Origin of the sequence: Streptomyces bicolor (assembly GCF_000719285.1) — a bacterium.
Classification (GTDB): domain Bacteria; phylum Actinomycetota; class Actinomycetes; order Streptomycetales; family Streptomycetaceae; genus Streptomyces; species Streptomyces bicolor.
Window position 1 is genome coordinate 63,222 of the sequence record NZ_JOFS01000034.1, and the last position, 26,361, is coordinate 89,582.

Here is a 26,361-nt window from a genome sequence, read left to right on the forward strand (position 1 = left end):
CAGAGTTCCTCGGTGCACGCTCTGCGCTTCACATCACCTAATGAGGCGCTCCTAGCCTGCTAGTGAAAGGGAATTCTCCAGCTTCTGGCGGAAACTGCGTAGGCGTACCCCCCTGGCCGGAACCGCCACCGCCAGGCTATCAATGGCCATAAGGAGCTCTTTCATTTGCCCTAGCGCAGGATTGGAAGCGATGAAATCGGAGTAGCTCTCCTCTGCTTTTTGCCAGCGCATCATGAGGATAGCAGAAAGGAACATATTCCCCTTCGTGGAGGGGGTGCCCGCGTCGGATGAAAGGATTCTCATTGCGCGGATAATCTGCTTTTTCCTATCCTTATGCAGTAATGCATGGAGTACGACCGATCTTTCGTAGTGAGCCCACCCGCTTCGCGGTTCAAGTTCGACGGCACGGTCAAGGTCCGCGAGAGACTCGTCATACCTTCCGATCAGCCTGTAGACTAGTCCGCGATTGGTGTGAGACCAGCTGCGATTTGAATCGAGGTCGATTGCGCGATTGAAATCCGCGAGGGCATCGTCATAGCGCCCTATTAGTCGATAGGTAAGCCCTCGGCCGGTTAGATTACTTGCTCCTTCAGGCTCGATTGCGACCGCGCGATTATAGTCGGCGAGTGCATCCTCATACCGGCCTGTAGAACGGTAGGTGCTGGCCCGGCTGGAGAGGGCCCATGCACTGTTGGGGTCGAGTTCGATGGCACGATTATGGTCCGCGAGGGCGTCATCATGCCGCCCGATCGAATCAAGAGCGCTGGCCCGGCTGGTGAGGGCCCATGCACTGTTGGGGTCGAGTTCGATGGCACGATTATGGTCCGCGAGGGCGTCATCATGCCGCCCCTCAGCACCGTAGGTCAATCCGCGACAAGTCAGGGCATGCGCATTTTCCGGATCTATTTCAATCGCCCGATCATAGTCAGCAATAGCATCGACGGGCAAGTTCTTGTTGAAGTAGGTTACCCCGCGACGGACGAAAAGTCTCGCATTGTTGGATTCTAGCTCAATGGCACGGCTATAGTCTGCCAGTGCCTCATCGTACCGCTCCATGGAATGAAGTGTGTCGCCGCGATTAGCATAAGCCCACGTATCTTCGGGACTTAGATCGACTGCGCGACTGAAGTCAGTGAGAGCCTCGTTGAATCTTTTCATAGAATGATAAATCAAGCCGCGGTTTGCGTGAGCCCAGGAATTATCCGGAGCAAGCTCGATAGCTCGGTCGTAGTCGGCCAGTGCATCATCGAAACGACGCTCGAGTTGGTACGCGAGACCGCGGCTGGTTATGGAACTTGCGTTATTAGGATCAAGTTCGACTGCGCGATTGTAGTCCGCTAGTGCTTCGTCGGCCTGACCGAGAGCTCCGTACGCCAGCCCGCGACACGTGTAGGCCCACGCATGATCTGGACTTACATCGACGGCGCGATTGAAGTCGGAAAGGGCGTCGTCGAATTGCTCCATGGTTGTATAGATCATTCCGCGGCCCACAAGCGCATCTATGCTGTTGGAGTCAATTTCGATGGCACGGGTGTAATCGGCGAGTGCTTTATCGCTCTTTTGTAGCGAATTATAGGTGTCAGCGCGACAGGAATACGTCCAAGCATCCTCTGAGCGAAGCTCGATGGCGCGGTCATATTCAATGAGCGCATCATCGAATCGCCCCATCGTGTGGTATGCCATGCCTCGGCCGTTGTGTGCTGGAAAATTAACTGGATCGAGCTCAATAACGCGATCGTAGTCGGCGAGAGCATCATCGACCTGCCGCTTAGCCAGATATGCGAATCCTCGACTGTAGATACTTAGCGTGCTGGCGGGGTCGAGCTCGATTGCTTGACTATAGTCGCTAACAGCGTCATCCAACCGGCCCATGAGGTGGTGTACTTGTCCGCGCCCACAGTAGGCAGCATGTGCAGTCGGGTTGAGCGTCAGAGCTGTTGAATACTCAGTCAGGGCCTGGTCGTAATTTTTTGATTTCTTGAGGTATCGCCCGCGGAGGGTGTGAACTATGGACCGAGTCTCGTTGTCAAGGTCGGTGCGTACGAGGAGGAGAGAAAGAGAATGGGTTCGGGTGGGAGGCTCTCCCTCAAGAGCATCCAGAAACTGATGTCCCCAGTTGCTAACCGTGGGGACTGCGGAATCTTGCCCAGCTTGCACTATGGTTTGCACCCATCTGCGCGCCGTGTTGATATCATATCTATATGCATCGACTAGCAACCTCAAGGCTTCTGGGAATGCAGTACGGGAGTCGGCGCAAAGGCGATGATAGGTCTCCTGCATTCGGAAGTTTCGCCATATCTCGTCCTCCCACCAATCTTTACTTTGGGCGGGATGATTTTGCTCCAATTGAACTCTTCGTTGGTTGAATGATTCAGCCAAGCGAGTTTGCTGTTCGTGCCAGCGTGAGGGGGACTGACGCCGTTGCAGGCTCAGCATTGCTGCGCGTACAACGTCGTGATACCGACAACGGCCGGCACGATAATTCACGAAAGGCATCGACTTCAGCCAGCCGAAGAGTTCTGCGGCCTCGTCGTCTACTGCCGCACGATAGACGTCCTCGTCTAGCTCTTGAGCCAGGGCGCAGGCCAAGGCGACAGCTCGGCGTGCCGGATCTGTTTCCCACTTCAAAAAGCGTTCAACCGCTGTGTCACTAGGATCCCCAACTTCCGCAACGCTTGTTGGGCGACTTTCTGCCAGAGTGGAAACGAGGACTGGGAGGCGTTGGGAGAGTTGAAGTATTACCTCGATGACGGGTTCGTGTGTAATACCCTTGGCCGTCAGCAGGAGCCGAGCTTCCGCCTCGGTAAATACGTCGAGCGGCACATCGGTGATCAGATCGCGAAAATCACCCCAACATCCATCATTCAGTCCCGATTGGCCGGCCAAGACAACAAGTACGTTTGCAGGGAGCTCTCCATACTTATCGCTGAGTAAGAGGTCACGCAGCCAAGAATTGAGGAGCGGGCCCGTGCGCTCGAAAGTATCGAAATAGAGAACGAGCCATGTTCGGCGCTGTGCTATTTCAGTCAGATCTTCAAGAAAAATGGGGGTGAGTTCTTGTAGCGGGGAGAGGACTAGCTTGACATCGTCATGGTTACTGAAGCGGCTGCTAAGTATCGTCTTGAGATGACTTGCTCCCGCCGCTACTTGTTGTGGGTCGACTGCGCCAACAAATGCTCCCACTCCAGGTATCATGCCCAGCCCTACAAGCCCCAACTGTGAGGCGACGACACTGGAAGGGGACGGGTTCGGTCCCGTCGCTCCTTGACTTGGTGAATCTGATGTTCCACCTCCTGGCTGTACTGCCACGGCAGCAGTGGCATCGGCTTCATGGCGACGCTGTCGGTAGGTGCTAAGCCGCTTGTCGAAGTTTTTCAAGGTCATGCCTTGCTGAGCCAACTGCCCGCTGATGGATTCCATCACCTCAAGGGCGCCAGTCACCGACTCGTCCACATAGGCAGTAATGGCTTGGGCTTCACGAGCTGCACCTTCCATCTGCCGCAGCAGCGTGGATTTTCCAACTCCCCCGGGGCCTCTCACATGGAACAGGAACTGCGTCGTCTCTTCCGGTGGTTGCCTCAAGACGTCCCTGAATATCGACAATTCACCATGTCGGCCGACGAATCCGCTTCGCCTCTGTCGGCGGATCAACTCCTGTCGTGAAGGTCGTTGCACCACCACGTATGCCCCCATATGTGCGGGAATCTCGTCTTCCTACCACCTACTTTCATTCTTGCAGGACCCGACGACGTTTGCACCGTGCATGCCGCGGTCGGGCACAGGCATGGTCAATCTGCGCCAATGTGGATCATGAGCCCACGACGAGTCAGGCTGTCGCTGCTGCCAGGTGCTCCTGGTGATGCCGCTGAGATGGAACAAGAGTGTGCCCCGCAGGGGGATCTCAGGGATGGCTTCGGTAAAGACCTTGCCTGTAGTCCCGAGACATGAGACGAGTTAAAGGGTGTGAGCGCGGCTTGACATGGATCAAGCAACCGTTCCTGCCGAGGACGCATCGCTGTGACTGGGGCATGCAGCCGGAGTCCGCCCTACCGGTTGCTCCAACTCTGGCTCTCCAGTGAGGCCAAACTGGCCCACCCTTAAGTCGCCGGTCACGCTCGGTCAACGGCCAGCTCTCACATCAGGAATGACTGCTTGATCCACGTCATGCGGTCCCGCTTAGGCAGCGGGGTACGGATGAGGGACAACCGTGGCCAAGCCCACGAGGACGATGAAAGCTGAGGGCGCGGGGCAAGAGGTTACTTTCATCGAGGTGTTGCGCGGTCATCCAGGAGACGCCGAACACCTCCAGCGTCACGCCGGTCACGAACATCACCGCGCACAGGACCGTGACCGGGACCGGCACGGCCAGCGCGGCGGAGGGCAGTGCGAGCGGGAAGACGCACAGCGTGCTGGCGAGGAGCAGGCGGCGGGGCTTCCAGCGGGTCATGAGAAGGGCGCCGACGACCGTGCCGGCTCCGAAGAATCCCAGAGCGAGGCCCCATGGGCCCGCCCCGCCGAGGTGATCCCGGGCGACGAGCGGGCCGTAGACCGCGTCGGCGGCGGCGACGACCGCGTTGGCGATGGAGAACTGGACGACGATGCCCCACAGCCACGGCCGCCCGGCGAACTCCCGCCAGCCCTCCCGCAGGTCGGCGAGCATGCCGCCGCCCGGAGTGCGATCGGGAACGTGACTGACGTCGAGGAACGCCCGCATGGCCCCGGCGACCGCGAAGGCCGCCGCGTCCGCCGCCAGCACCCAGCCGGGCCCGATCGCGGCCACCATGGCACCGCCCAGCGCGGCGCCGCCCACCGCCGCCCCCTGCATCGCCATCCGGAAGACGGCGAACGCCCGGCTCGCCTCCTCACCCTGGACCGACGACAGCAGCATGCCCTCGGCCGCCGGGCTGAAGAAGGCCTGGCCGGTGCCGCCGAGGGCGGTCAGCAGCATCATCTGCCACAGCTGAGCCTCCCCGGACAGGACCAGCACGGCGAAGGCGGCCTGCGAGAGACAGTTGAGGGCGTTGGCCGCGACCATCACCCGGTGCCGGGGCAGCCGGTCCGCGACGGCACCGCCGATCAGCAGGAAGAGCACCAGGGGCAGGGTGCGGGACGCGGCCACCAGACCCACGTCGCCGCCGTCGCCGCCCGCCTCCAGCACCGCGAACGCGGCGGCGATCAGCGCGCCGTGACTGCCGAGGTTCGTGACGAACGCCGCGGCGGTCAGCAGGGAGTAGTTGCGGCCCGCCCAGACGGGGCGGCGGGAGCGGCGGCGGGCGTCGGCGGCGGAGGTCACCGGCCGACTATCCCCGCCCGACCGCACAATTGCCAACCGAATTGCAGGTCACGGGCTGTATGCACCACTTCGACCCCCAGCCGGTACGACGCTCGTCACATCGACCTGTTCAGTCGACCCTACTCACGGGTAACCTTGCGGTCATGAGCGCAGACCAGATGTCGATCGGCGAGATGCTCGCCGCCACCGTGCCCATGGCCCGGACCCTGAACCTGGAGTTCCTGGAGACCACGCCGGAGAAGGCCGTGGTGGCTCTGCCGGACCAGGGCGACTACCACAACCACGTGGGCGGGCCGCACGCCGGTGCGATGTTCACGCTCGGGGAGTCCGCCAGCGGGGCCATCGTGCTGGCCGCGTTCGGTGAGCAGCTCGCGCGCGCCGTGCCGCTCGCGGTGCGGGCCGAGATCGCCTACAAGAAGCTCGCCATGGGCGCCGTCACCGCCACCGCGACCCTGGGCCGCCCGGCCGCCGAGGTCGTCGCGGAGCTGGACGCGGGGGAGCGGCCGGAGTTCCCGGTGGCCATCGAGATCAGGCGCGCGGACGGGGCCGTCACCGGCGAGATGACCGTCGTCTGGACCCTGCGGCCGAACAGCTGAGCCCGTCGAACGGCGGCAGGCAGGGGCCCCGACCGGGGCCCCTGTTTCGTGTCCGGGTCCGTCCTCTCAGGCCGCGAGCCGCTTCCGCTCCGCCCCGCCGTCCTCCAGCCCCGCCATGAACTCCTTCAGTCAGGCGACGAACTCCGGTCCCAGGTCCTGCCGGTCGCACGCCGGCCGTACCACCGTGCGCAGGTGGTCCGCCTTGTCGCCGGTGTCGTAGCGCAACCCGTCGAAGACGACTCCGTGGACCGTCCCGCCCGACGCCATGTCCTGCAGGGCGTCGGTCAGCTGGATCTCGCCGCCGCGCCCGGGCGGGGTGCGCTCCAGGACGCCGAAGACGGCCGGGTCGAGGACGTAGCGGCCGATGACCGCGTGGTGGCTCGGCACGTTCTCGCGTGACGGCTTCTCGACCAGGCCCGTGTGCGGAGGTGATGGATGTCGGCGAGCCGGGCGGGGTCGCGGTGGTCCTCGATGGCCCGCACCGCACGCCGAGAGAAAGCTCGGAGCTTGCTGTGCGGCATGCGGAATTGAAGATTCCGTGGACCAATGTTCTTTGCCTGCACACAACTTGGCACCCGGTCCGGCGGTGATTTCGAATGCCGGTGCGGATACCGCCGGTAACTCTTCTGAATTCTCTGCCTTTTGAACATCGGTCACTCGAACTTCTTGTTTCCTGTCCGTTGCTTGTGCGAAAGTGAGCGGCCCGATAGCCGGTCCACAGCCGACGCGGCCTAGGTACGCACCAATCACGCACCTGCTTTCCGACGGACGCCCATTCCCCATGGCGTCCTGCGGCTGGGAAGGAAATGGTTCAGTGCAATCCCCTTACCCCCCACGCCCGCCGTACCCGCCACGGCCCGGGGTGAGCCCCGGAGGGTCCGACCGCGATCTCCTCGCGAACCTGGGCCGTACCGGTGCGGACGGTCACGCCGTCGCTCTGCTCATGGCGCGGCACTGGCGTGCCGCCTACGACTACGCGGCCATCTGCCTCGTGTCCACCGAGAGTTCGGCCTCCATGGTGGCCGCCGCGGCGTTCCACCGCGTGCTCGGTCACCCGGCCGACGGCGCGCTGCGTCCCCAACTGCTCGCCGCCGTACGGGACCTGGTGAAGGAGTGGGCGGCGGACGGCGCCATTTCCGCCCTGCTGCCGGAACTCGGCAAACCCACCGGAGGGCGCGGGCTGCGCGCCGCGCGGTCCGTCACGCCCGAAAGGCGCCATATCGCCGAGCACGCATTCCGGGCTCTCCCGGGGGCTTCGCAATGCCTCCTCTGGCACACCGAGGTCGAGGCGGAACCGATAACCATACCCGCCGGTCTGCTGGGGGTGGACGCGGGAACAGCGTCCGCCGCGATGGAGGAAGTGCGTGAGCAATTCCGGCAAGGCTGTGTCCGCGCCCACCGCGAACTCGCGCCCACCCGGGAATGCCGTTACTACAACCGCCTCCTCGACGTCCCCATTCGCCGGGGCGGAGCCTTGTTGCCCGATGTGCAACAGCATCTGATGGAATGCCGTTACTGCCGTCACGCCGCCGAGCAGCTCAGCCATTTCGAGGGCGGACTCGAAGTGCTGCTCGCCGAAACCGTGCTCGGCTGGGGCGCCCGGCGCTATCTCGACTCCCGGCCCGGCCGCGGCGGCATCGGATCGGCGTCGACCGGCCGTCCCCGACGCGGCGGGCGGCACCGCCCGGCCCAGCTCGCCGTGCCGCGCGGACGCACGCGGGCCCTTGCGGTGGGCGTCGGTCTGACCTCCCTCGTCCTGCTTGTCACGTTACTCACCGCCAAGGGCTGGTCCGAGGAGAACGGTGTCCCCGCCGCGCAGGCGACGTGGGGCGCGCCCAGCGGCCAGTCCGTCAACCCGGGTGCGAACTCCCGGCCCTCGACAGGCGGTTCACCGTCGGCCGCCTCGGCCGAGGACCCCGTCGAGATCGCCCAGGGCAGGCTCCGCAACGTCGACCGCGGCCTGTGCCTGGACCTCCACGAGGGCGAGATCCGCACCGGTGCCCGCGCCGAGCTGGCGGAATGCTCGTCCGCGGCGTCCCAGCAGTGGTCGTACCAGGACAGCGGCCTGCTGCGCAGCGCGGCCGACCCCACGCTCTGCCTGGACTCCGATGCCGACAACGGCAGGGTCGTCCTGGCCAACTGCCTCGCGCACGCCGGCGAGGTGCGCTACGACCTCACCGTCCACGGGGAACTGCTGCCACGCCGCTCCGGGGGGCTGGCGGTCGCTTCCGGTGAGGACGAGAGCGTGGTGCTCGTCGAGCGCGACGGATCCGAGGCGCAGCGCTGGGTGCTCGACGGCGGGCCGGCGGCCGATGGGGTGCCGGAACCGGAGCGGAAGGCGGAGGTGAAAGGGGAGGGCGGCAAGCCCGCGGACCCGGCGCCCGCGCCCGGGCACGAGTCGCCGGATGCCGCCGCCCCCGAGCCGCCCGAGGCCGACTCTCCGAAGGACGAGCCGAACCGGCCGGCGGACGAGCCGGAGCCGCGGTACGAGACGCGATACGTCCAGGACGGCTCCGGCGACGAACCCGAGCCCGCCACTCCTGTCGACGCCGTCGTGACCCTCCCGGCTGAAGTACCGGCCACCGTCTCCAAGGTCGTCGGCGCGGCCACGCGGACGCTCGACTCCGCCCTCCGCTAGTCAGGGGTCACCCCGCACGGGGGTGACCCCTCCTTCGGCCCCTGACGTCATTCGGTCGTTTCTCGTCCATGTCATTGACACGAGTCACTGACGTTCCTAGTTTTCCCGCCGCGCCACTGCAGTCCCATGCTCACGAACGTGGAGGTGGACCGGTGATACGTCGTATGTCCGTCGCACTGTTGGCCCTCGCGGCCGCGCTTGTCGCTCCCGTGCCCGCGCAGGCCGCCGACCCACCTGTCGTCCGCACGGACGCGGGCTGGGTCCGGGGTGAGACCACCGCCGAGGGACGGCAGTTCCTCGGCATCCCCTACGCCGAGCCGCCCGTCGGAGAACTCCGCTGGCGGGAACCGCGGCCGGCCCGGCCCTGGCAAGGCGTGCGTACGGCACGGGACTTCGGCAACAAGTGCGTACAGACGGCCGGTTGGGACCCCGGATACGAGCGGCCGAGCCACACCGAGGACTGCCTCGACCTCAATGTGTATGTCCCCAAGGGCGCCGCCCGCCGGGCGGTCCTGGTCTGTTTCCACGGCGGAGGGCTCACCGCCGGGGCCGGTCAGGACGTCGTCCCCGACACCTTCGCCCGCCAGACCGGCACGGTCGTCGTGACCGTCAACTACCGCCTCGGGGCGATGGGCTTCCTCGCCACGGCCGGCCTGGACGGCGAGGCCCGCGACGGGGTCTCCGGCAACTTCGGCATGCTCGACCAGCAGGCAGCGCTGCGCTGGGTGCGCGCCAACATCGGCCGCTTCGGCGGCGACCCCGGCCGCGTGACCATCGCGGGCGAGTCGGCGGGCGGCCGCTCGGTCTGCACCCAGCTGGCCTCGCCGACGGCGAAGGGGCTGTTCCGGGCCGGGATCATCCAGAGCGGGGCGTACGGCGACTGCGGTGCGCGTACGCACGAGACCGCCGTGACCCAGGGCGCCGCCTTCGCGCGGAAGCTCGGGTGTGCCGACCTGGCCTGTCTGCGCGCCAAGCCGCCCGCCGACATCCTGGCCGCGCAGAGCGGATTCGACTGGGCGCCGGTGACCGGCGGCACCTTCCTGCCTCGGCAGCCGAAGGAGGCGTTCGCGCGGGGAGCCGCGGCCGGCGTACCCGTCATGAACGGCGCCAACCAGGACGAGGGCCGCCTCTTCGCCTTCGCCCGCTTCGACCTGAGCGGCACCCCGCTCACCGCCGAGCAGTACCCGACGGTGATGCGGACGGACTACGGCGACGAGGCGCTCGCGCGCTACCCCCTGTCGTCGTACCCCTCCCCGACCATCGCGTACGCCACGGCCCAGGGCGACCAGCTGTTCGCCTGCCCGGCCCTCCGCCTCGACGGCACGCTCGCCGGACGCGGCAAGGTCTACGCGTACGAGTTCGCCGACCGCACCTCCCCGCCCTTCGCCTCCCTGCGCGACCTCGGAACGGACTTCGACTTCGGCGCGACCCACGTCAACGAGGTGCAATACCTCTTCGAGCACTTCGGCCTTCCGTCACCGCTCAACGCCGAGCAGCGGAGGCTGGCTCGGCAGATGGTCCAGTACTGGGGCTCGTTCGTCCGGGACGGCGTGCCGCGCGCGGCGGGCCAGCCGGGGATGCCCACCCGCCCCGGTACCGTCCTCGCGCTCCGCACCCCGTCCGCCGGCGGGAACGCACTGAGCACCACCGTGCACCGTGAGCACAAATGCAACCTGTGGGACACCGAGAGCGTCACACAGAGCAGGTAGGCTGCCCCGGCGCGCGCTCAAGCCGAGCGTGCGCCGGGAACACAAGGTCCAGGAACCGAGAGGAAGCGGCGTTGCACGTCCAGGAATGGCTCGAAACGGTGCCCCCGCTCGCCATCTATCTGCTGGTCGGCGTGGTCATCGGCCTGGAGAGCCTGGGCATCCCGCTGCCCGGCGAGATCATCCTGGTCTCCTCGGCGCTGCTCGCCTCCCAGCACGGTGAGATCGACCCCTTCGTGCTCGGCGCCTGCGCGACCGCGGGCGCGATCATCGGCGACTCCATCGGCTACGCCATCGGCCGCAAGGGCGGCCGCCCACTCCTGACCTGGCTGGGCACGAAATTCCCCAAGCACTTCAGCGAGGGCCACATCGCCACCGCCGAGCGCTCCTTCCAGAAGTGGGGCATGTGGGCCGTCTTCTTCGGCCGCTTCGTCGCACTCCTGCGCATCTTCGCCGGCCCCCTCGCGGGCGTCCTGCGGATGCCGTACTGGAAGTTCCTCATCGCCAACGTCTTCGGCGGCATCCTCTGGGCGGGCGGCACCACGGCGGTCATCTACTACGTGGGCGTGGTCGCCGAGTCCTGGCTGAAGCGCTTCTCGTGGCTGGGCCTGGTGGCGGCGGTCCTGATCGGCCTGACGTCGATGCTGATCATCAAGCGCAAGGCGAAGAAGGCGCAGCCGGCACAGCCGGAACCAGAACCGGTTGGCGCCGGGGACTGAAACGCCGCCTTCTTGGGCGCGGGGAACTGCGCGATCAACCACAACGAGCCCGCAGACCGCGTACAACCTCTAGCCCCCGTGCTCTTCCCGGTGCGCCTTCGCCAACTCCGCGTACATGGTGCCGTTGAGCGTGACGCCCTGCCGCTCCTCTTCCGTAAGCTCCCGCTTCACCTTCGCCGGCACCCCCGCGACAAGCGACCCGGGCGGCACCCGCATCCCCTGCGGCACCAACGCCTGCGCGGCGACCAAGGACCCCGCCCCGATCACCGCGCCGTTCAACACGGTCGCCCCCATCCCGATCAGACAGTCGTCCTCAACGGTCGCGCCATGCACCACGGCGTTGTGACCGACCGACACTCGTGCGCCGATGCTGACGGGGAAACCAGGATCCGCATGCAACGTGCAGTTGTCCTGGATATTGGAATGAGCCCCGACGGAGATCCGCTCCACATCACCGCGCGCCACCGCGCCGTACCAGATGCTCGCGCCCGCCTCCAGCGTCACATCCCCGATCACCGAGGCCGTGGGCGCTACGAAAGCCTCTCCGTCGATCTTCGGCTCTCTGCCGCCGATGCCTTTGATCAGCGCCTGGTGCGTCATCACCGTCTCCCGTCGTCTGCGGTACATCGGCACGTTACGCCACCCGGTAGGGCGAAGATCACAGCCCCTCGACCTCATAAGGACACCGAACGCTCAGTACGGTGACCCCGTGCCGAAGCATAAGAACACGTTCTCGTCCTGGCGGCGCAGCCTCACGCAGCGCGCCGTCCACGCGGCCTGGGCCTGGGCGCAGCGCGCGGGTTCGGTGACCGCCGAGAACCCCGGCCGCCTCCGCTTCGGCTCGATCGGCGAGGCCACCCGCCTCGCCTTCCCGCTCGGCACCGTCTTCGGCGAACCCTGGATCCACCTCGGCTCCCACTGCATCGTCGGCGAACAGGTCACGCTGACCGCCGGTCTGATGCCCGACCTCGACCTGGGCCCTGAGCCGATCCTGCGCATCGGGGACGGCGTCGTGCTGGGCCGCGGCAGCCATGTCATCGCCGACACGACGGTCACCATCGGCAGCGACTGCTACTTCGGGCCGTACGTCTACGTCACGTCCACCAACCACTCGTACGACGATCCGCACGAGCCCATCGGCAAGCAGTGGCCCCGCATGGAGCCGGTCGAGATCGGCCCCGGGTGCTGGATCGGTACCGGTGCCGTGATCCTGCCGGGCGCGCGGATCGGGCGGAACGTCGTGGTCGCGGCCGGTGCGGTGGTGCGGGGCACGGTGCCCGACCACGCCGTCGTGGCGGGGGCGCCCGCCCGTGTCGTACGGCGCTGGACGCCCGGTGAGGGCTGGCAGCCGCCGCTGCGGACCCCGGCGCCGGTGCCGATACCGGACGGGATCACCCCCGAGCAGCTCCAGGCGCTGTCCGAGCTGGACGAGGAGACGGCGGCGAAGCTGGCGGAGCTGGACGAGAAGGCGGCCGCCGAACTCGCCGAGCCGGCCGCGGAGGCGTGAGCCGGTCGGCTCCGGAACCCTGAGTCAGCCGGCCGCCAGCAGCACCGTGCCCATCAGCGCGAGCCCCGCACCCGCCGCCTGCACCGCCAGCAACCGCTCCCGCAGGAATCCGCGCGCGGCCAGCGCGGTCACCACCGGGTAGAGCGAGGCCAGTACGGCGGCCACGGTGACCGGGCCATGCTGCGCGGCGACCACATACGTGCCGTTCGCCGCCACGTCGGCGAGGCCGACGAAGGCGAACGTGGGGAGCGAGCGCCAAGGGATGCCGCCGTCCGGGAGGGCGGCCGCGCCCCGCCGCACCGACACGTACAACGCGAGGCCGCCGGCCGCCACGTTGACCACGCGCTGGACGAAGAGCGCGAGGAACAGGCCCGTGATGGTGGTCGACGCCTCCGCGATCAGCGCGAACACCGTGCCGAAACCGAAGGCCGCGATCAGCGTGAGCAGGATGGCCCGCCGCTGTACGGGCGCGCCCCGCAACTGCGGTCCGCCCGCGAGTGCGACACCGAGCACGGCGACGGCGATCCCCGCGATCTGCACCAGTCCGGGGCGCTCGCCGAGGAACAGGCCCACACCGACCGGGACCGCGACACCCACCGTGCCCAGCGGGGACACCACGCCCATCGGGCCGAGCGCGAGCGCCTTGTAGAAGCAGAGCAGGGCGACCGGGCCCACCACGCCGGCGGCGACCGCGAACCACAGCTGGGAGCCTGCCTCACTCCAGCCGCCCGTGGCGACCACGATCACGCCGAGCACGGTCGCGGCGATCGCCTGCGAGACGACGACCACCGTGAGCGCGGGGGTGCGCCGGGTCAGCAGTCCGCCGCCGAAGTCGGCCAGCCCCCACAGCAGGCTGGTGGCCAGGGCGAAGAGTGCTGTCACGGTTGGCCTCGCAGTACAGTTCGGTGCACGATCGGGTGCACCCCACCGTAGTGCAGCGTATTGGACCCTGTCATCCAGAATAGTGAACTCCGGAACTTGGACGGAATGTGTCGGACCTTGAACTGCTGACCCAGTCCCTGGCGCGCAACGTCAAGCATTGGCGCGCGGTGCGCGGCTTCACGCTGGACGTGCTCGCCGCCCGGGCAGGCGTCAGCCGCGGCATGCTCATCCAGATCGAGCAGGCACGCACCAACCCCAGCCTCGGCACGGTGATCAAGATCGGTGACGCGCTCGGGGTCAGCATCACCACCCTCCTCGACTACGAGCAGGGGCCGAAGGTGCGGGTCGTCCCGGCCGACCAGGTCGTGCGGCTGTGGCACACCGACGCGGGCAGTCACAGCCGGCTCCTCGCCGGCACCGAGGCGCCCGGCCCGCTGGAGATGTGGCACTGGCGGGTGATGCCGGGTGAGAGCAGCACCTCGGACCCGCACCCCGTCGGCACCGTCGAGATCGTCCACGTCACGGCGGGCGAACTGACCCTCACCGTCGACGGCACGGACTACCTCGTCCCGGCCGGCGCGAGCGCCACCTTCGAGGCCGACGCCCCGCACACATACGGCAATCAGGGTGACGTCCCCACGGAGTGGATGCTGGCCGTCTCGGTCCCGCCGGCCCGCTGAGACCTCACTCCGACGGCGTCGACGGGGCTATTAGCGTGCGCTCATGGACGCACCCATCGGACACTTCGACAACGCCACCCCCGCCCCCGCCTGCCTCGACGAACTGACCCGCCCGGTCGCCGACGCCGTACGCCACTGGCACGGCAGCGTCCCCGCCGACCAGATCGTCTACGTCGAGACCGATCCGCAGTGGGCCGACACCGCCGTCTTCGTCGAGCACTACGGGCGGGAACTGCTGGAGCAGTCCGCGAACTGCGTGGTCGTCGCCGGCAAGCGCGGCGGCGAGACCACGCTGGCAGCGTGCGTCGTGCTGTCCACCACCCGGGTCGACGTGAACGGCGTCGTACGCCGCCAACTCGGCGCCCGCAAGGCGTCGTTCGCGTCCATGGACATGGCGACCGGCGAGACCGGCATGGAGTACGGCGGCATCACCCCGATCGGACTGCCCGGCGACTGGCCGGTGCTGGTGGACTCGGCCGTCGTCGACCTGCCGTACGTCCTGGTCGGAAGCGGGCGCCGGCGGGGCAAGCTGCTGGTGCCGGGGAAGGCGTTCGCGGAGCTGCCGGGGGCGGTCGTACTGGAAGGGCTCGGCGTCGCCTGAGCGGGGCGCGCTCAGGCCTTGGCGTGGTGGGCCAGGGCCAGATGCGGATCCGCCTCGCCCGGCAGCGGTGCCGGGTCGGCGTGGACCAGGGCCGCGGTGAGCCGGGGTACGGCGTGCAGCAGGGCGTGCTCGGCGTCGACGGCGACGGCGTGCGCCTGACGTACCGTCACCTCGCCGTCAACGACGACCGCCACCTCGGCGCGCAGCCGGTGCCCGATCCAGCGCAGCCGCAGCTCGCCCACCTCACGCACGCCCGTGACCTCCCGAAGCGCCCGCTCGGCCCGGTCCACCAGGGCCGGGTCCACGGCGTCCATCACCCGCCGGAACACCTCGCGCGCCGCGTCCCGCAGCACCAGCGTGATCGCGGCGGTGATCGCCAACCCTACGAGCGGGTCCGCGAGTTGCCAGCCCAGTGCGGCACCGCCCGCGCTCAACAGGACGGCCAGTGACGTGAATCCGTCGGTACGGGCGTGCAGCCCGTCCGCGACCAGCGCGGCCGAGCCGATCGCGCGGCCCACCCGGATCCGGTACCGGGCCACCCATTCGTTCCCCGCGAACCCGACGAGCGCCGCCACGGCCACGGCAGGGATGTGCTCCATCGGGCGGGGGTCGAGGAGGCGGTCGACGGCCGTCCATGCCGCGAAGGCCGCGGACGCGGCGATCGTCAGCACGATGGCGATGCCCGCGAGATCCTCCGCCCGCCCGTAGCCGTAGGTGAAGCGGCGGTTCGCCGCGCGCCGGCCGAGCACGAAGGCGATTCCGAGCGGTACGGCGGTCAGCGCGTCCGCTGTGTTGTGCACGGTGTCCCCGAGCAGTGCCACCGAACCCGAGAGGACCACCACGACCGCCTGAACCAGCGCCGTCACGCCGAGCACGGCGAGCGAGACCCACAGGGCGCGCATGCCGCGGGCTGAGGACTCAAGGGCGGAGTCGAGCTTGTCGGCGGTTTCGTGGGAGTGGGGGCGCAGGAGGTGGGTGAGGCGGTGGCGGGGGCCTGCGGTGGAGTGGGAGTGGTCGTGCCGGTGGGGCCGGTGGGGCTGGTCGTGACGGTGCCCGTGCTCGCCCCCGTGCTCATGTGCGTGCCCGTGTCCAGGGTGGGGCTCGCGTCCGTGGTGGTGGTCGTGCTCGTGCCGGTCGCTCACGGCTTCCCCTTCCGGTGCGCGGGTATGGACGCGAAGCCGCCCACCCGGCCATTATGTGCGTATGAGCGCACGCATGCACCTATCACCTGCGCACGATGCGCACCCGCGCACTCCGGGCGAGGAACAGTTCGCGCTCGCCGCCGAACTCCTGGCCCTGCTCGGCGACCGCACCCGCCTCACGCTGCTGCACGCCCTGACGGCGGGGGAGGCCGACGTCACGACGCTCACCGAGGCCTGCGGCGCGGCCCGGCCCGCCGTCAGCCAGCATCTGGCCAGGCTGCGTCTCGCCGGCCTGGTGGACACGCGCAAGGAGGGCCGCCGGGTGGTCTACTCCCTGCGCGACGGCCATCTGCGCCGCCTCGTCGACGAGGCGCTGAGCGTGGCGGACCACCGGCTGAGCGACCGGCCGCTGCACGACTGATGGTGGAGCACCGCCGTACGGCGGGGTCTCAGCAGCCGGTGTTCTTACCCAGGTACTGCTCCGCGAACGCCATCGCCGCCGTCGGGGAGCCGAGGAGGCGGCGCAGTCGCGCGAGGGTGGTGCCCGCGCGATAGGGGTCGCCCGAGGACGGGCCGTGGTAGACCTCGGAGAGCCAGTGGGAGAACTCCTGGTAGTCCCACACCCGGCGCAGGCAGGCCGCCGAGTAGCCGTCCAGGCCGGTTCCGTCACCCTTCGTGAGGTACGCGATGAGCGCGTCGCCGAGCAGGAACGCGTCGTGCAGGGCGAGGTTCATGCCCTTCGCGGCGATCGGGGCGGTCAGGTGGGCGGCGTCGCCGGCCAGGAAGAGGCGGCCGAACACCATGGGTTCGACCACGTAGCTGTGCATGTCGAGAACGCGCTTCTCGATCAGCCGCCCCTCCGTCAGGGCAGGCGCGCCGTTCGCACCGAGCCGCTGCTGCAGTTCTGTCCAGACCCTGTCGTGCGACCAGTTCTCCGGATCGTCGCCCGGCGGGCACTGGAGGTAGTAGCGCGTCACCTCGGCGCTGCGCTGCATGTGCCCGGCGAACCCGCGCGGATGCATGCCGAACACGACACAGTCGGCCGACGGCGGCGCCTCGGCGAGCAGCGCCAGCCAGCCGACGCCGTAGTCGCCGCGCGAGATGCGGGCACGGTCGGCCGGCACGGCGGTGCGCGACACCCCGCGCGCGCCGTCACAGCCGGCCACGAAGTCGCAGCGCACGACCTCGCGCCCGCCCGTCTCCGGGTCGGTGTACGACACCGAGGGGTAATCGGTCCCGAGGTCGTGCAGTTCCACGTCCTGAACGCCGAAGCGGATGGCCCCGCCCCGCACGTCCGCGTACTCCCGCACCAGGTCCGTCACCAGCAACTGCTGGGGGTAGACCCAGTGGTGAAGCCCCGTCAGTTGCCCGTACTCGAACCGGTAGCGCTCCCCGGCGAACCGGAACTCGCACTCGCTGTGCCGCTGCGCCCGCTCCAGCAGCGTGTCCGCGAGACCCCGCCGCTGGAGTCCGCGTACGGCCCACTCCTCGATGACCCCGGCCCGTGGCCGCCGCTCGATGAACCGGCGGGTCTCGGTCTCCAGGACCAGGCAGTCGACGGACGCCGCCCGCAGGATGCTGCCGATGGTGAGGCCGGCCGGTCCGGCGCCCACGATGACGACCGGAAAGCGTTGAGGGGCACCGGAGTTGGTGTGGGGGGAGGTGGAAGTCACCCGAGCATTATGAGGCGGCCGACGTGGGGAGGGGAGGGCTCCGGGTGGGTGGCTCGGCGCTTCGGCGACGTATCGCCGCCCGGTCAGCCCAGGCGCGGGATCTCGATCGCCGGGCAGCGGTCCATGACCATCTCGAGCCCGGCGGCGCGGGTGCGGTCGTACGCCGCCTCGTCGATGACGCCGAGCTGCAACCAGACGGCCTTGGCGCCGATGGCCGCGGCTTCGTCGGCGACGGCACCGGCGAGGTCGCTGTTGACGAACACGTCGACGACGTCGACTTCGAAGGGGATCGCTTCCAGGGAGGGATATCCCTGTTCCCCGTGGACCGTCTCGGCCTTCGGATGCACGGGCACGATGCGCTTGCCGAAGCGCTGGAGGACGTCGGCGACCCCGTATGCCGCACGCCGCTGGTTCGTGGACAGGCCCACGACGGCCCAGGTGTCGCCGAGCTCGGTGAGGATCTTGCGGACTGTCGCCGGGTCGCCGTACACGCTCGGCCTCCTTGGGATGGGTGGGAGGGCTGTCGTCGTGGGCAACAGCGGGCCGAGTGCGGTGATTCCCTGCCGCGACGCAGCACGTACCGCGCCCGGCGGCTGTCGTGCCTCCGGGCGCGGTAGCAGGCCTGTCGCCGCTGGTCGGGCTCCCGCTCGACCGTGGCACGGTCCGCCATGCTGCTGCACAACGGGCGGCCGTATGCGGCACCGGCGGCGGGCTGCCGCCGGTGGTGTTCACCTCATCGCACCTCCCGCGCATAGGGCGCGACCGTGATCCGGTCGATCAGCGGCGCGTAACGGGAGCGGAGCAGTACACCGGGGAAGGTGTCCGAGGCGTAGGTGGTGCCGTCGAAGTTCGGCAGCTCCTCGGAGCGGAAGGCGATCGTGTTCCGCCCCTTCTCGAGGCGGACCGGCACGGTCAGCTCCCAGAAGTTGTTCTGGTGGAAGCTGTGCGGGAAGCCGACCCGCCGCATCTCGCCGCCGTTGACGGTGATGTCGGCGTGGCGGGCGAGTGGGTCCGGGTTGTAGTGCGTGGCCTCGGACTGCTCGGGGTTGGAGTAGCGGACGCGCAGCGCGTACAGGCCGGCCCGGTCGGCGGCCACGGTGAACGTCGCCGTGTTGCCGTTGCCCGGGTCGCCGCCGATGCCGGTGATCGCCGTGCCGCCGGTCGCCAGGGAGAGCGGGACGAGCGCGGCCGAGCCCGCGAGCCGGGCGTCGCCCGCTTCATAGGTACGGGCCTCCAGGGCGCCCTCGGTGGGCGTGACCGTGAGGCGGTCGACCAGGGTGGCGACCGGACCCCCCGTCAGCGTCACCTTGTTGACACCTCCCGAGAGGGAGACGGCCACGCTGCGCTTCCCCTGCGACAGGCGCAGCACGTCGTGTCCGTTGACCGAGAGACGGGCGCCCGAGCCGCTGAGGGTGTCGACCTTGAGGGTGGCCTCGCGGTCGGCGGGGGAGTAGACCCAGAACGTGGCGGTCGCGTCCTTCGGCAGCCGGGCCGCGCCCGAACCGGTGGCCGGGCTCCCGGCCTGCTTGGGCAGGTCGTAGACGGGCCGTGCGGCTCCGTCCAGCCAGGCCAGCTCGCCCTCGTACACCTGGGTGGCGGCCGAAGCCTCCGGCAACGACAGGGTGAGTCGGTCGACGATGGCGTCGCCCTTGGTGGCGCGCTCGCCGTCGAGGCTCTTGGCGGCGAGCGTCAGGGTGTGCCTGCCCTTGGTGAGCCTGACCTTGGTGCCGGTGTGGTCCCACACCACCCACTTGTAGCCCAGCGGCAGGTACAGCTCCTGCTCGCTGTCCGCCTTGCCGTCCACGCGCAGGAAAACGTTGGTGGGGCCCTGCTCCTTCACCTTGTCGAAGGTGTTGAGGGAGTTGGCGAAGACGTTCAGGTCGTAGGTGCCGTCCTCGGGCACGTCCACCGTGAAGTCGAGCGTGACGTCGGAGCCGGTGCGCAGGCCGCCCACGTCGTAGCCGCCGGAGGTGTAGAACTTCGACACGTCGCGGGGCGAACCCTCGGGGCCGTTCTTGGAGTAGCCGGACCCGGTGTGGGCGGCGTCCTCCGCCTCGTACGAACCCTGCCAGCGCACGGGTGGCGACTGCGTGCTCCGCGCCTTCCCGGCGGGGCTGAGGACGATCTCGTACGCCGAGGACTCCTTCAGCGTCGGCAGCGCGCCGTCGCCGAAGTCGACGACCACCTTGCCGTCGTCACCGACCTTCAGATTCGTCTCCCTGAGCAGCTTCGGGCCGGAGTTGTCGCCGACCTGCCCGCTCCACTCGATCTCGCGCACCCAGGCGTGCACGCGGTCACCGAAGACGTCCTTCGGGACGTCCGCGAAGGTGATGTGGCCCTTGCCGTTGGATCCGCCGAAGATCAGCCGCGCCTGCCGCTTCTTCTCGTCCAGCGTGCCGAGGCCCTGCATGGTGTAGTTCTCGCCGGGGAACGGCGGGGTCACCTTCACCGTGTGCCCGGTCATCGAGGCGTACGAGTTCAGCAGCCACCACTGGCCGTTGCCGCGGTTCGACTGCACCGCCGAGTCGGAAAGATTGCCGTCGATGTTCCAGTAGGCGATGTCGGCGTCCACCTTGGACTCCTCGATCGCGGACACCCACTGGATCATCTGGCCTGGTACCGAGGTGTGGTAGTTGAAGGCGTACTCGTTGATGTTGACGGGGAGTTGAGTGCCCTCACGGTCGGTGCCCTTGAACAGGTCCTTCTCCCACGCCCGGTACTTGGCCACGCTCGCGCGCACGGCCTCCGGGTGGCTCAGCTCGTGCCAGGTGATCACCTCGGGGAGGGTGCCGGCGGACAGGGCGTGCGTGAGGAAGCCCTTCACCTGGTCGTACAGGACGCTGGTGTTGGGGCCGGCGATGCGGGCGTCCGGCATCTTGCTCTTGATGAGCCTGTAGAAGTCGTCCCAGGCGGCGAAGAAGTCGTCGGGGTCGCTCAGCCAGCTGACCTTGTCGTAGCTCCATTCGCCGGTGCCGAACATGTTGCCCTCGGGTTCGTTGAACGGCACGAAGACGATGTTGTCCTGGTACTCCTCGGGGAGCTTCATGACCTGGTCGACCTGCGCGGCGATCTTCTCCTTGTAGAGCCTGAGCTTCTCCTCGGGGGTGTCGCCCGGCCACTGGTACGGGAAGCCGCGGTGGATGTCGGTCATGTAGATGTACACATCACCGTCGGTGGAGTCCGCCAGCGGCTTCACCACCTCCAGCGCGTCGGCGCCGGGGTGCTGGGGGCCGTCCTGCGCCTTGGTCGAGACCGTGCGCAGGCCCATGCCCTCCATCAGGTTGTTGGTGGGGACGTCCGGTCCGTACACGCCGTAGAGGGTGCCGGAGGCGCCGCCGTGGAAGGCGCCGGTGTCCGAGCCGAGGTCGACGGTGAGCTCCCCCTCGCGGACCACGGTGACGGTCGCCCGCACGGCACGTCCGGCCGCCGTGCCCGACACCGTGAAGGTGCCCGGCCGGTCGTACTCGTCGGACGGTACGGCGTCCCAGGCGATCGGCAGGTCGCGGTCGTAGCCGTCGGAGAAGGAGGAGCGGACGGCGGCCGGGAGGGGCGGGGCGGTCCCGGTCGTCGTACGCACCTCGAAGGACGTCTTCGAGGGATCCTGCGGCGTCGGCACGGCCCCGACGGTACCGGCCACCTGCTCGGCGCTCAGCGCCGCGTGCCACACGGTGAAGTCGTCGATCGCGCCCTTGAGCAGCGGGTCCGGCCAGAAGGACTTGCCTATGTAGCCGGCCGCCGTGGCCGAACCCTCCAGCAGCTCCTTGGCCTTGATGTGGGTCGCGGCGGAGGAGACCGCCACGCCGTCGAGGTAGGTGGTGAGCCGGCCGGCGGTGGTGTCGAGGGTGACGGTGACCGTCCGCCACTCGTTCGCGGGGAGCGGCGCGTAGCCGCGGACCTGGGCCTCCGCGCCGCCTCCGCCGGTGGTGACGGAGGTCTGGAACAGTCCGCTGCCGCTGTACGGGGTGCTGAACAGGTACTTGGTGGTGTTGGTACCCAGGTCGAAGATCCGCTGCCAGGACGACTTGTCGCCGCTCCACTTCACGCGGGCGGAGACCGTCAGGTCGCTTGCGTCGCCGACCACTTCGCGGGGCAGGCGGACGTATGCGCCGTCGGACGTGGGCGCCCCGCCGGGCAGGGACAGGGCCTTGCCTCCGCCGGTGCCGTCGACGGACCGGGCGGTGGAGCCGTTCACCAGGGTCGCCGTCAGGCCGTTGCCGGAGCTGTCGGCGATCCTGCCGGAGGCGAGGTCGTCCTGGTCGAAGGTGTAGTGGGCGGCGGGCTGGGGCGCATCGGCCGCCTGCGCGGGGACGGCGGGGGCGGTCAGCAGGCCCGCGCCGAGAGCGGCGGCCACGGCGGCCGGGGCTCGGCGCCGGGCGGATCTGTCAGCGGATGGCATGAGTGCGTCCTCAATCGTCGAGTGCGGGTCGAACCGGTTCGATGTCGGGCGTCACAGCGGCACGGGGATTCTTCGGGTGGCGGGGATGACGCCTGGGGAAGCGGGGCGGGCGCGGAACAGGCCACGGTCGTCGGAAGGGATCACTTCATCGAACCGGTTCGCGAAGCTAGCACCGGGACACTCGGCCAGCAATCCCTTCGGCACAAGGATTCTCCAGGCATCCTGCCGGGATCCATGAGTCACGTCAGGGGTGTTGACAGGCGCTCGGTCGGTTCCTACCTTCACTTCACGCGAACCGGTTCGACGACCGGTCCGCCGTATCGAACCGGTTCGACCTAGGAGTCGCTGTGAACATCGGTGAGATCGCCCGGCGGGCCGGTGTCTCACGCAGCACCGTGTCCTACGCGCTGAGCGGCAAGCGACCGGTCTCGGACGACACCCGCCGGAAGATCCAGCAGGTCATCGACGAACTGGGCTACCGCCCCAACGCCACCGCACGCGCCCTGGCCAACGGCCGGACCAGCACCATCGGCCTGGTCTTCCCGCCGGCCGGCAACCACTACACCGGGATGCAGCTGGATTTCATCGGCAGTGTCGTGGAGGCCGCCGCGGCCTACGACTACGACGTGCTGCTGTCGCCGAGCGGCGTGGACAGCGACCGCTCGTTCCAGCGGCTGCTGGGGGAGCGGCGGGTCGACGGCGCGATCCTGATGGAGATCAGGCTGGAGGACGACAGGGCGGAACACCTGGCCGCTCTGGACTTCCCCTTCGTCGCCATCGGCCGTACCGCGCAACCCGACGGCGGCTGGTGGGTGGGCCTGGACCACACCGCCCTGGCGGCGGCGTGCGTCCACCACCTGGCGGATCTCGGCCACCGCCGAGTGGCCTTCGTCAACCGGCCCGAACAGTTGCTGCGGGCCGGCTACGAGTCGGCGCACCGCGGCCTGGACGGTTTCACCAAGGCCGCGGCAGAGCGCGGGCTGACGGTGCGGACGTACTGCTGTGGGGACGACGCCGCCTCGGGTCAGGCCTGCGTGGAACGCATCCTGCACGACGACCCGGCCACCACGGCCCTGGTCACACTGAACGAGGCCGCTCTGGGCGGCCTCTTCCGGGGACTCGCCCAGTCGGGCCGCCATGTGCCGCGCGACTTCTCGGTGACCGGCGTCGTGGCGAGCCGCTGGGCGGAGACGGTGACCCCGCAGCTCACGGCGGCGGACGTACCGGCCGAGGAGATGGGCCGGCGCGCCGTCGAACTGCTGGTGGAGCGGCTCGACCAGCCCGACGGACCACCGCGGCACCACCTCCTGGCGCCGCCGATCTCCCTGCGGGCCAGCACCGGGCCCGCAGGGACCGCAACCTGACCGCACCCGCGTAGTTCTCCTCGACTCACTTCACTCCACTTCACCGGGCGTTCGAACGGCTCGACAGCGCCGTTCGCCGTGCCCTTCTTCCCTCGCCACCCCGTGCCCTCGGTACCCGCATGCCCAGAACAAAGGAACCCTCGCGATGAACAGCTTCTCCAGACAGCGCCGTCTGACCGCCGCGGCCATGACCGCCCTGGCCGTCGCCACCAGCGCCACGGCCTGCGGCTCCGGCTCGGGCGGCACCGGGACCAATGCGGCGGACAGCGGCACGTACACCATCTGGGACCCGTACCCGCAGTTCGACAAGAGCTCGGACTGGGCGAAGCTGCTGGACGACTGCGGCACCGAGGCCGGCGTCAAGATCAAGCGGACCGCCTTCGACACCAGCGACCTGTCCAACAAGGCGCTGCTCGCCGCGCAACAGGACAACTCCGCGGACATCCTCATCGTCGACAACCCGGTCGTGTCGACGCTCGCCGAGGCGGGGGTGCTCACCACGACCGACGACAACAAGCTGGACACCTCGAAGGCGGACCCCAACCTGCTCGCGGCCGGCCAGTCGGGCGGCAAGACCTACGGCACGCCGATCGGCGCCAACACCCTCGCTCTCTACTACAACAAGGAGGTGCTGAAGGAAGCCGGCGTGGACGCGGACTCCGTCAAGGACTGGACGTCGCTGACGGCGGCACTGGAGAAGGTGAAGAAGGCCGGCAAGAAGGGCATCACGTTCTCCGCGATCGGCACCGAGGAGGGCAGCTTCCAGTTCCTGCCCTGGTTCTGGGGATCCGGCGCGAAGCTGACCGAACTCGACTCTGCCGAGGCGGTCTCCGCGCTGTCCCTGTGGAAGAACTGGCTCGACAAGGGCTACGCGCCCAACTCGGTCATCAACAACACCCAGACCACCAGCTGGCAGGAGTTCGCGAGCGGCGACTACGCCTTCGCCGAGAACGGCACCTGGCAGCTGGCAAACGCCGAGAAGGCCGGATTCGACTACGGCGTCCTGCCCATCCCCGGTGCCGACGGAGGCAACGCCTCCGCCCCTACCGGCGGCGAGTTCGTCACCATCCCGGTCCAGGGCGACACCGGCCGCTACGCCACCTCGCAGAGGCTGGTCACCTGCCTGACCAGCACCGAGAACCTCTACGACACCGACACCACCCTGTCCTACGTGGCCCCCACCAGCGAGGTCCAGGACAAGCAGGTCGCGGCGAACGCCGAGTTGAAGCCGTGGGTCGACGCGGTCAAGGCGGCCAAGGGGCGGACCAGTGACGACCTCGGCACCAAGTACCCCAAGATCTCCGAGCAGATGTGGAAGGCCGTCCAGTCGGCCCTCAGCGGCTCGAACTCCCCGAAGGACGCGCTGACCGCCGCCCAGTCCGCCGTCAAGTGACCGCATCCCAGGGCCCTTTGATGAGTCATTCCCGCTCCCAGCCGGGGGTCCCCCCGGGCGAAGCACGGGGGAGGGCCGCCTGGGCCTTCCTCACCCCGGTGACCCTCTACCTCGCCCTCTTCTACGCCTATCCGCTCTACCGCAACGTCGACCTGAGCCTGCGCGACTACACGGTCCGTTCCTTCGTCCAGGGCGACGCGCCGTTCACGGGTCTCGCCAACTACCGGACCGTCTTCGACGACCCGACCTTCGCCCCGGCGCTGCTCCACACCGTGGTCTTCACCGCCGTGTGCCTGGTCTTCCAGTACGTCATCGGCCTGGCCCTCGCGGTCTTCTTCAACCAGCACTTCCGGCTGTCGGTGACCTTGCGCGCGCTGTTCCTGGTGCCCTGGCTGCTGCCGCTGATCGTGTCGGCCTCCACCTGGTCGTGGATGCTGAACAGCGAGTCCGGGATCATCAACGCCGCTCTGCACGCCATCGGCGTCGACCCGGTCAACTGGCTGACCTCGCCGTCCTGGTCGCTGACCTCGGTGATCATCGCCAACATCTGGATCGGCGTCCCGTTCAACCTGGTCGTCCTCTACAGCGGGCTGCAGTCGATCCCGGCCTCGCTGTACGAGGCGGCGGCCATCGACGGCGCGAACGCCTGGCAGCGGTTTTGGCGGATCACCTTCCCGCTGCTGCGCCCGGTGTCCGCGATCACCCTGCTGCTGGGCCTGGTCTACACGCTCAAGGTCTTCGACATCATCTGGATCATGACCAAGGGCGGCCCGGCGGACTCGTCCTCGACCTTCGCCACCTGGTCCTACCAGCTCGGCTTCGGAAACCTCGTGCCCGCCTTCGGCCCGGGTGCGGCCGTCGGCAACCTGCTCGTGGTCGCCGCCCTGGTGTTCGGCCTGGTGTACCTGCGGGTGCAGAGAAAGCAGGCCTTGTCATGAGCCGAAGCGGCAAGCGTACGGGGTGGAAGACGGCCGTCGGTGTGCTGCTGACCGGGATCATGCTCTTCCCGGTCTACTGGATGCTGAACGTGTCCTTCACCCGCGACCAGGACATGCGCAAGAGCCCGCCCGACCTGTTCCCCGTCCACGGCACCCTCGCTGGCTACCGCACCGTTCTGGACGAGCAGTTGCCCTACCTCGGCACCAGCCTCGTCATCGGCCTGGGCACCGTCGTGCTGACGGTGGCCCTGTCCGCCCCCGCCGGCTACGCCCTGGCCAAGCTGCGCCCCCGCGGCGGCGGTGTGCTCAACTTCCTCCTGCTGGCGGCCCAGATGATCCCCGGCATCATCATGGCGATGGGCTTCTACGCCATCTACCTCCAGCTCGGCCTGCTCCAGTCCGTCCCTGGCCTCATCGTCGCCGACTCCACGCTGGCCGTCCCCTTCGCGGTGCTGATCTTCACGGCGTTCATGTCCGGCATCCCCGGCGAACTGCTCCAGGCCGCGAGGACGGACGGCGCCGGACCCTTGCGCACCTTCTGGTCGATCGTCCTGCCGATGAGCCGCAACGCCGTCGTCACGGTCTCCCTGTTCGCGTTCCTGTGGTCCTGGTCCGACTTCGTCTTCGCCGGCACGCTCGTCAACGGCGGCGCCCACGAGCCGATCACCCTCGGCATCTACCACTACATCGGCAACAACAACCAGGAGTGGAACGCGATCATGGCCACCGCCGTCGTGGCCTCGCTGCCCGCCGCGGTCATCCTCGTCCTCGCCCAGCGCTACGTCGCCGCCGGTGTGACCGCTGGCGCGGTCAAGGACTGAGTTCCCTTCCCT

20 protein-coding genes and 1 pseudogene are annotated in these 26,361 nt (G+C 68.4%); 12 read left to right on the forward strand and 9 right to left on the reverse strand.

The window, feature by feature from the left end; translation table 11 throughout:
• Positions 1 to 51: 51 nt before the first annotated feature.
• Together IF78_RS48630 and IF78_RS0134630 are read right to left on the reverse strand one after the other, a co-directional pair.
• Complete coding sequence (locus IF78_RS48630) at positions 52 to 3,681, reverse strand: tetratricopeptide repeat protein (RefSeq protein ID WP_158751564.1); 3,630 nt, start codon at positions 3,679 to 3,681, stop codon at positions 52 to 54.
• Positions 3,682 to 4,162: 481 nt separating this feature from the next.
• Entirely contained in the window at positions 4,163 to 5,293 is a 1,131-nt protein-coding gene (locus tag IF78_RS0134630) for an MFS transporter (protein WP_234439926.1), read from the reverse strand.
• Between the two features lie 143 nt (positions 5,294 to 5,436).
• On the opposite strand from IF78_RS0134630, the gene IF78_RS0134635 reads away from it, so the two are divergent.
• Complete coding sequence (locus IF78_RS0134635) at positions 5,437 to 5,889, forward strand: DUF4442 domain-containing protein (RefSeq protein ID WP_199921446.1); 453 nt, start codon at positions 5,437 to 5,439, stop codon at positions 5,887 to 5,889.
• Between the two features lie 66 nt (positions 5,890 to 5,955).
• Here IF78_RS0134635 and IF78_RS44130 read toward each other — a convergent pair.
• Positions 5,956 to 6,309, reverse strand: a pseudogene (locus tag IF78_RS44130) (sugar phosphate nucleotidyltransferase); the annotation flags it as partial.
• 361 nt (positions 6,310 to 6,670) lie between these two features.
• On the opposite strand from IF78_RS44130, the gene IF78_RS0134645 reads away from it, so the two are divergent.
• The 3 genes from IF78_RS0134645 to IF78_RS0134655 all read left to right on the forward strand — a co-directional run bounded on the left by IF78_RS0134645 (position 6,671) and on the right by IF78_RS0134655 (position 10,952).
• Complete coding sequence (locus IF78_RS0134645) at positions 6,671 to 8,527, forward strand: ricin-type beta-trefoil lectin domain protein (protein WP_078662688.1); 1,857 nt, start codon at positions 6,671 to 6,673, stop codon at positions 8,525 to 8,527.
• A gap of 164 nt (positions 8,528 to 8,691) precedes the next feature.
• Positions 8,692 to 10,236, forward strand: coding sequence for a carboxylesterase/lipase family protein (locus IF78_RS0134650; RefSeq protein ID WP_051828381.1), 1,545 nt, complete (start codon positions 8,692 to 8,694; stop codon positions 10,234 to 10,236).
• A 71-nt stretch (positions 10,237 to 10,307) separates the two neighbouring features.
• The gene (locus IF78_RS0134655) at positions 10,308 to 10,952 is read left to right on the forward strand and encodes a DedA family protein (RefSeq protein WP_031486532.1); all 645 of its coding nucleotides are present in this window, start codon (positions 10,308 to 10,310) and stop codon (positions 10,950 to 10,952) included.
• 69 nt (positions 10,953 to 11,021) lie between these two features.
• On the opposite strand, the gene IF78_RS0134660 is transcribed toward IF78_RS0134655, so the two are convergent.
• On the reverse strand, positions 11,022 to 11,552 hold the full coding sequence (locus tag IF78_RS0134660; protein ID WP_031486533.1) for a gamma carbonic anhydrase family protein: 531 nt from the start codon (positions 11,550 to 11,552) through the stop codon (positions 11,022 to 11,024).
• A gap of 109 nt (positions 11,553 to 11,661) precedes the next feature.
• Between IF78_RS0134660 and IF78_RS0134665 the strand changes: the two genes are divergently transcribed.
• Positions 11,662 to 12,459 carry an acyltransferase gene (locus IF78_RS0134665; RefSeq protein ID WP_031486534.1) on the forward strand — a complete coding sequence of 266 codons (798 nt, stop codon included), beginning with the start codon at positions 11,662 to 11,664 and terminating at the stop codon, positions 12,457 to 12,459.
• Between the two features lie 24 nt (positions 12,460 to 12,483).
• Here the strand turns inward: IF78_RS0134665 and IF78_RS0134670 are convergent, their stop codons facing one another.
• Positions 12,484 to 13,341 carry a DMT family transporter gene (locus IF78_RS0134670; RefSeq protein WP_031486535.1) on the reverse strand — a complete coding sequence of 286 codons (858 nt, stop codon included), beginning with the start codon at positions 13,339 to 13,341 and terminating at the stop codon, positions 12,484 to 12,486.
• 107 nt (positions 13,342 to 13,448) lie between these two features.
• On the opposite strand from IF78_RS0134670, the gene IF78_RS0134675 reads away from it, so the two are divergent.
• The gene (locus IF78_RS0134675; protein ID WP_031486536.1) at positions 13,449 to 14,021 is read left to right on the forward strand and encodes a helix-turn-helix domain-containing protein; all 573 of its coding nucleotides are present in this window, start codon (positions 13,449 to 13,451) and stop codon (positions 14,019 to 14,021) included.
• Positions 14,022 to 14,064: 43 nt separating this feature from the next.
• On the forward strand, positions 14,065 to 14,622 hold the full coding sequence (locus tag IF78_RS0134680) for a YbaK/EbsC family protein (protein ID WP_031486537.1): 558 nt from the start codon (positions 14,065 to 14,067) through the stop codon (positions 14,620 to 14,622).
• An 11-nt stretch (positions 14,623 to 14,633) separates the two neighbouring features.
• On the opposite strand, the gene IF78_RS0134685 is transcribed toward IF78_RS0134680, so the two are convergent.
• Positions 14,634 to 15,764, reverse strand: coding sequence for a cation diffusion facilitator family transporter (locus tag IF78_RS0134685; protein ID WP_031486538.1), 1,131 nt, complete (start codon positions 15,762 to 15,764; stop codon positions 14,634 to 14,636).
• A gap of 61 nt (positions 15,765 to 15,825) precedes the next feature.
• Between IF78_RS0134685 and IF78_RS0134690 the strand changes: the two genes are divergently transcribed.
• Positions 15,826 to 16,185 (forward strand): ArsR/SmtB family transcription factor, encoded by a 360-nt coding sequence (locus IF78_RS0134690; protein WP_037641914.1) that lies wholly within the window; start codon positions 15,826 to 15,828, stop codon positions 16,183 to 16,185.
• A 28-nt stretch (positions 16,186 to 16,213) separates the two neighbouring features.
• On the opposite strand, the gene IF78_RS0134695 is transcribed toward IF78_RS0134690, so the two are convergent.
• The 3 genes from IF78_RS0134695 to IF78_RS0134705 form a co-directional block, all read right to left on the reverse strand.
• On the reverse strand, positions 16,214 to 17,437 hold the full coding sequence (locus tag IF78_RS0134695) for a 4-hydroxybenzoate 3-monooxygenase (RefSeq protein WP_031486540.1): 1,224 nt from the start codon (positions 17,435 to 17,437) through the stop codon (positions 16,214 to 16,216).
• Between the two features lie 83 nt (positions 17,438 to 17,520).
• Positions 17,521 to 17,928, reverse strand: coding sequence for a CoA-binding protein (locus IF78_RS0134700; RefSeq protein WP_031486541.1), 408 nt, complete (start codon positions 17,926 to 17,928; stop codon positions 17,521 to 17,523).
• A gap of 242 nt (positions 17,929 to 18,170) precedes the next feature.
• On the reverse strand, positions 18,171 to 21,833 hold the full coding sequence (locus IF78_RS0134705) for a LamG-like jellyroll fold domain-containing protein (RefSeq protein ID WP_078662689.1): 3,663 nt from the start codon (positions 21,831 to 21,833) through the stop codon (positions 18,171 to 18,173).
• Between the two features lie 347 nt (positions 21,834 to 22,180).
• Here IF78_RS0134705 and IF78_RS0134710 point away from each other — a divergent pair, with 347 nt between their 5' ends.
• The 4 genes from IF78_RS0134710 (at position 22,181) to IF78_RS0134725 (ending at position 26,349) form a co-directional block, all read left to right on the forward strand.
• The gene (locus tag IF78_RS0134710) at positions 22,181 to 23,197 is read left to right on the forward strand and encodes a LacI family DNA-binding transcriptional regulator (RefSeq protein WP_031486543.1); all 1,017 of its coding nucleotides are present in this window, start codon (positions 22,181 to 22,183) and stop codon (positions 23,195 to 23,197) included.
• Positions 23,198 to 23,342: 145 nt separating this feature from the next.
• Positions 23,343 to 24,590 carry a sugar ABC transporter substrate-binding protein gene (locus IF78_RS0134715; protein WP_031486544.1) on the forward strand — a complete coding sequence of 416 codons (1,248 nt, stop codon included), beginning with the start codon at positions 23,343 to 23,345 and terminating at the stop codon, positions 24,588 to 24,590.
• Between the two features lie 20 nt (positions 24,591 to 24,610).
• On the forward strand, positions 24,611 to 25,528 hold the full coding sequence (locus IF78_RS0134720; protein ID WP_031486545.1) for a carbohydrate ABC transporter permease: 918 nt from the start codon (positions 24,611 to 24,613) through the stop codon (positions 25,526 to 25,528).
• Positions 25,525 to 26,349: a carbohydrate ABC transporter permease gene (locus IF78_RS0134725; RefSeq protein WP_031486546.1), complete on the forward strand. Its 825-nt coding sequence runs from the start codon at positions 25,525 to 25,527 to the stop codon at positions 26,347 to 26,349. The genes IF78_RS0134720 and IF78_RS0134725 overlap by 4 nt, the downstream gene beginning before the upstream one ends.
• The last annotated feature ends 12 nt before the right edge of the window (positions 26,350 to 26,361 follow it).

What these genes read in the sequence shown, in the direction of transcription:
- IF78_RS0134635 (WP_199921446.1), top strand. Translation starts at nt 5,437, where the DNA reads ATGAGCGCAGACCAGATGTCGATCGGCGAGATGCTCGCCGCCACCGTG.
- IF78_RS0134645 (WP_078662688.1), top strand. Translation starts at nt 6,671, where the DNA reads ATGGCGTCCTGCGGCTGGGAAGGAAATGGTTCAGTGCAATCCCCTTAC.
- IF78_RS0134650 (WP_051828381.1), top strand. Translation starts at nt 8,692, where the DNA reads ATGTCCGTCGCACTGTTGGCCCTCGCGGCCGCGCTTGTCGCTCCCGTG.
- IF78_RS0134660 (WP_031486533.1), bottom strand. Translation starts at nt 11,552, where the DNA reads ATGACGCACCAGGCGCTGATCAAAGGCATCGGCGGCAGAGAGCCGAAG.
- IF78_RS0134680 (WP_031486537.1), top strand. Translation starts at nt 14,065, where the DNA reads ATGGACGCACCCATCGGACACTTCGACAACGCCACCCCCGCCCCCGCC.
- IF78_RS0134690 (WP_037641914.1), top strand. Translation starts at nt 15,826, where the DNA reads ATGAGCGCACGCATGCACCTATCACCTGCGCACGATGCGCACCCGCGC.
- IF78_RS0134705 (WP_078662689.1), bottom strand. Translation starts at nt 21,833, where the DNA reads ATGCCATCCGCTGACAGATCCGCCCGGCGCCGAGCCCCGGCCGCCGTG.
- IF78_RS0134715 (WP_031486544.1), top strand. Translation starts at nt 23,343, where the DNA reads ATGAACAGCTTCTCCAGACAGCGCCGTCTGACCGCCGCGGCCATGACC.
- IF78_RS0134720 (WP_031486545.1), top strand. Translation starts at nt 24,611, where the DNA reads ATGAGTCATTCCCGCTCCCAGCCGGGGGTCCCCCCGGGCGAAGCACGG.
- IF78_RS0134725 (WP_031486546.1), top strand. Translation starts at nt 25,525, where the DNA reads ATGAGCCGAAGCGGCAAGCGTACGGGGTGGAAGACGGCCGTCGGTGTG.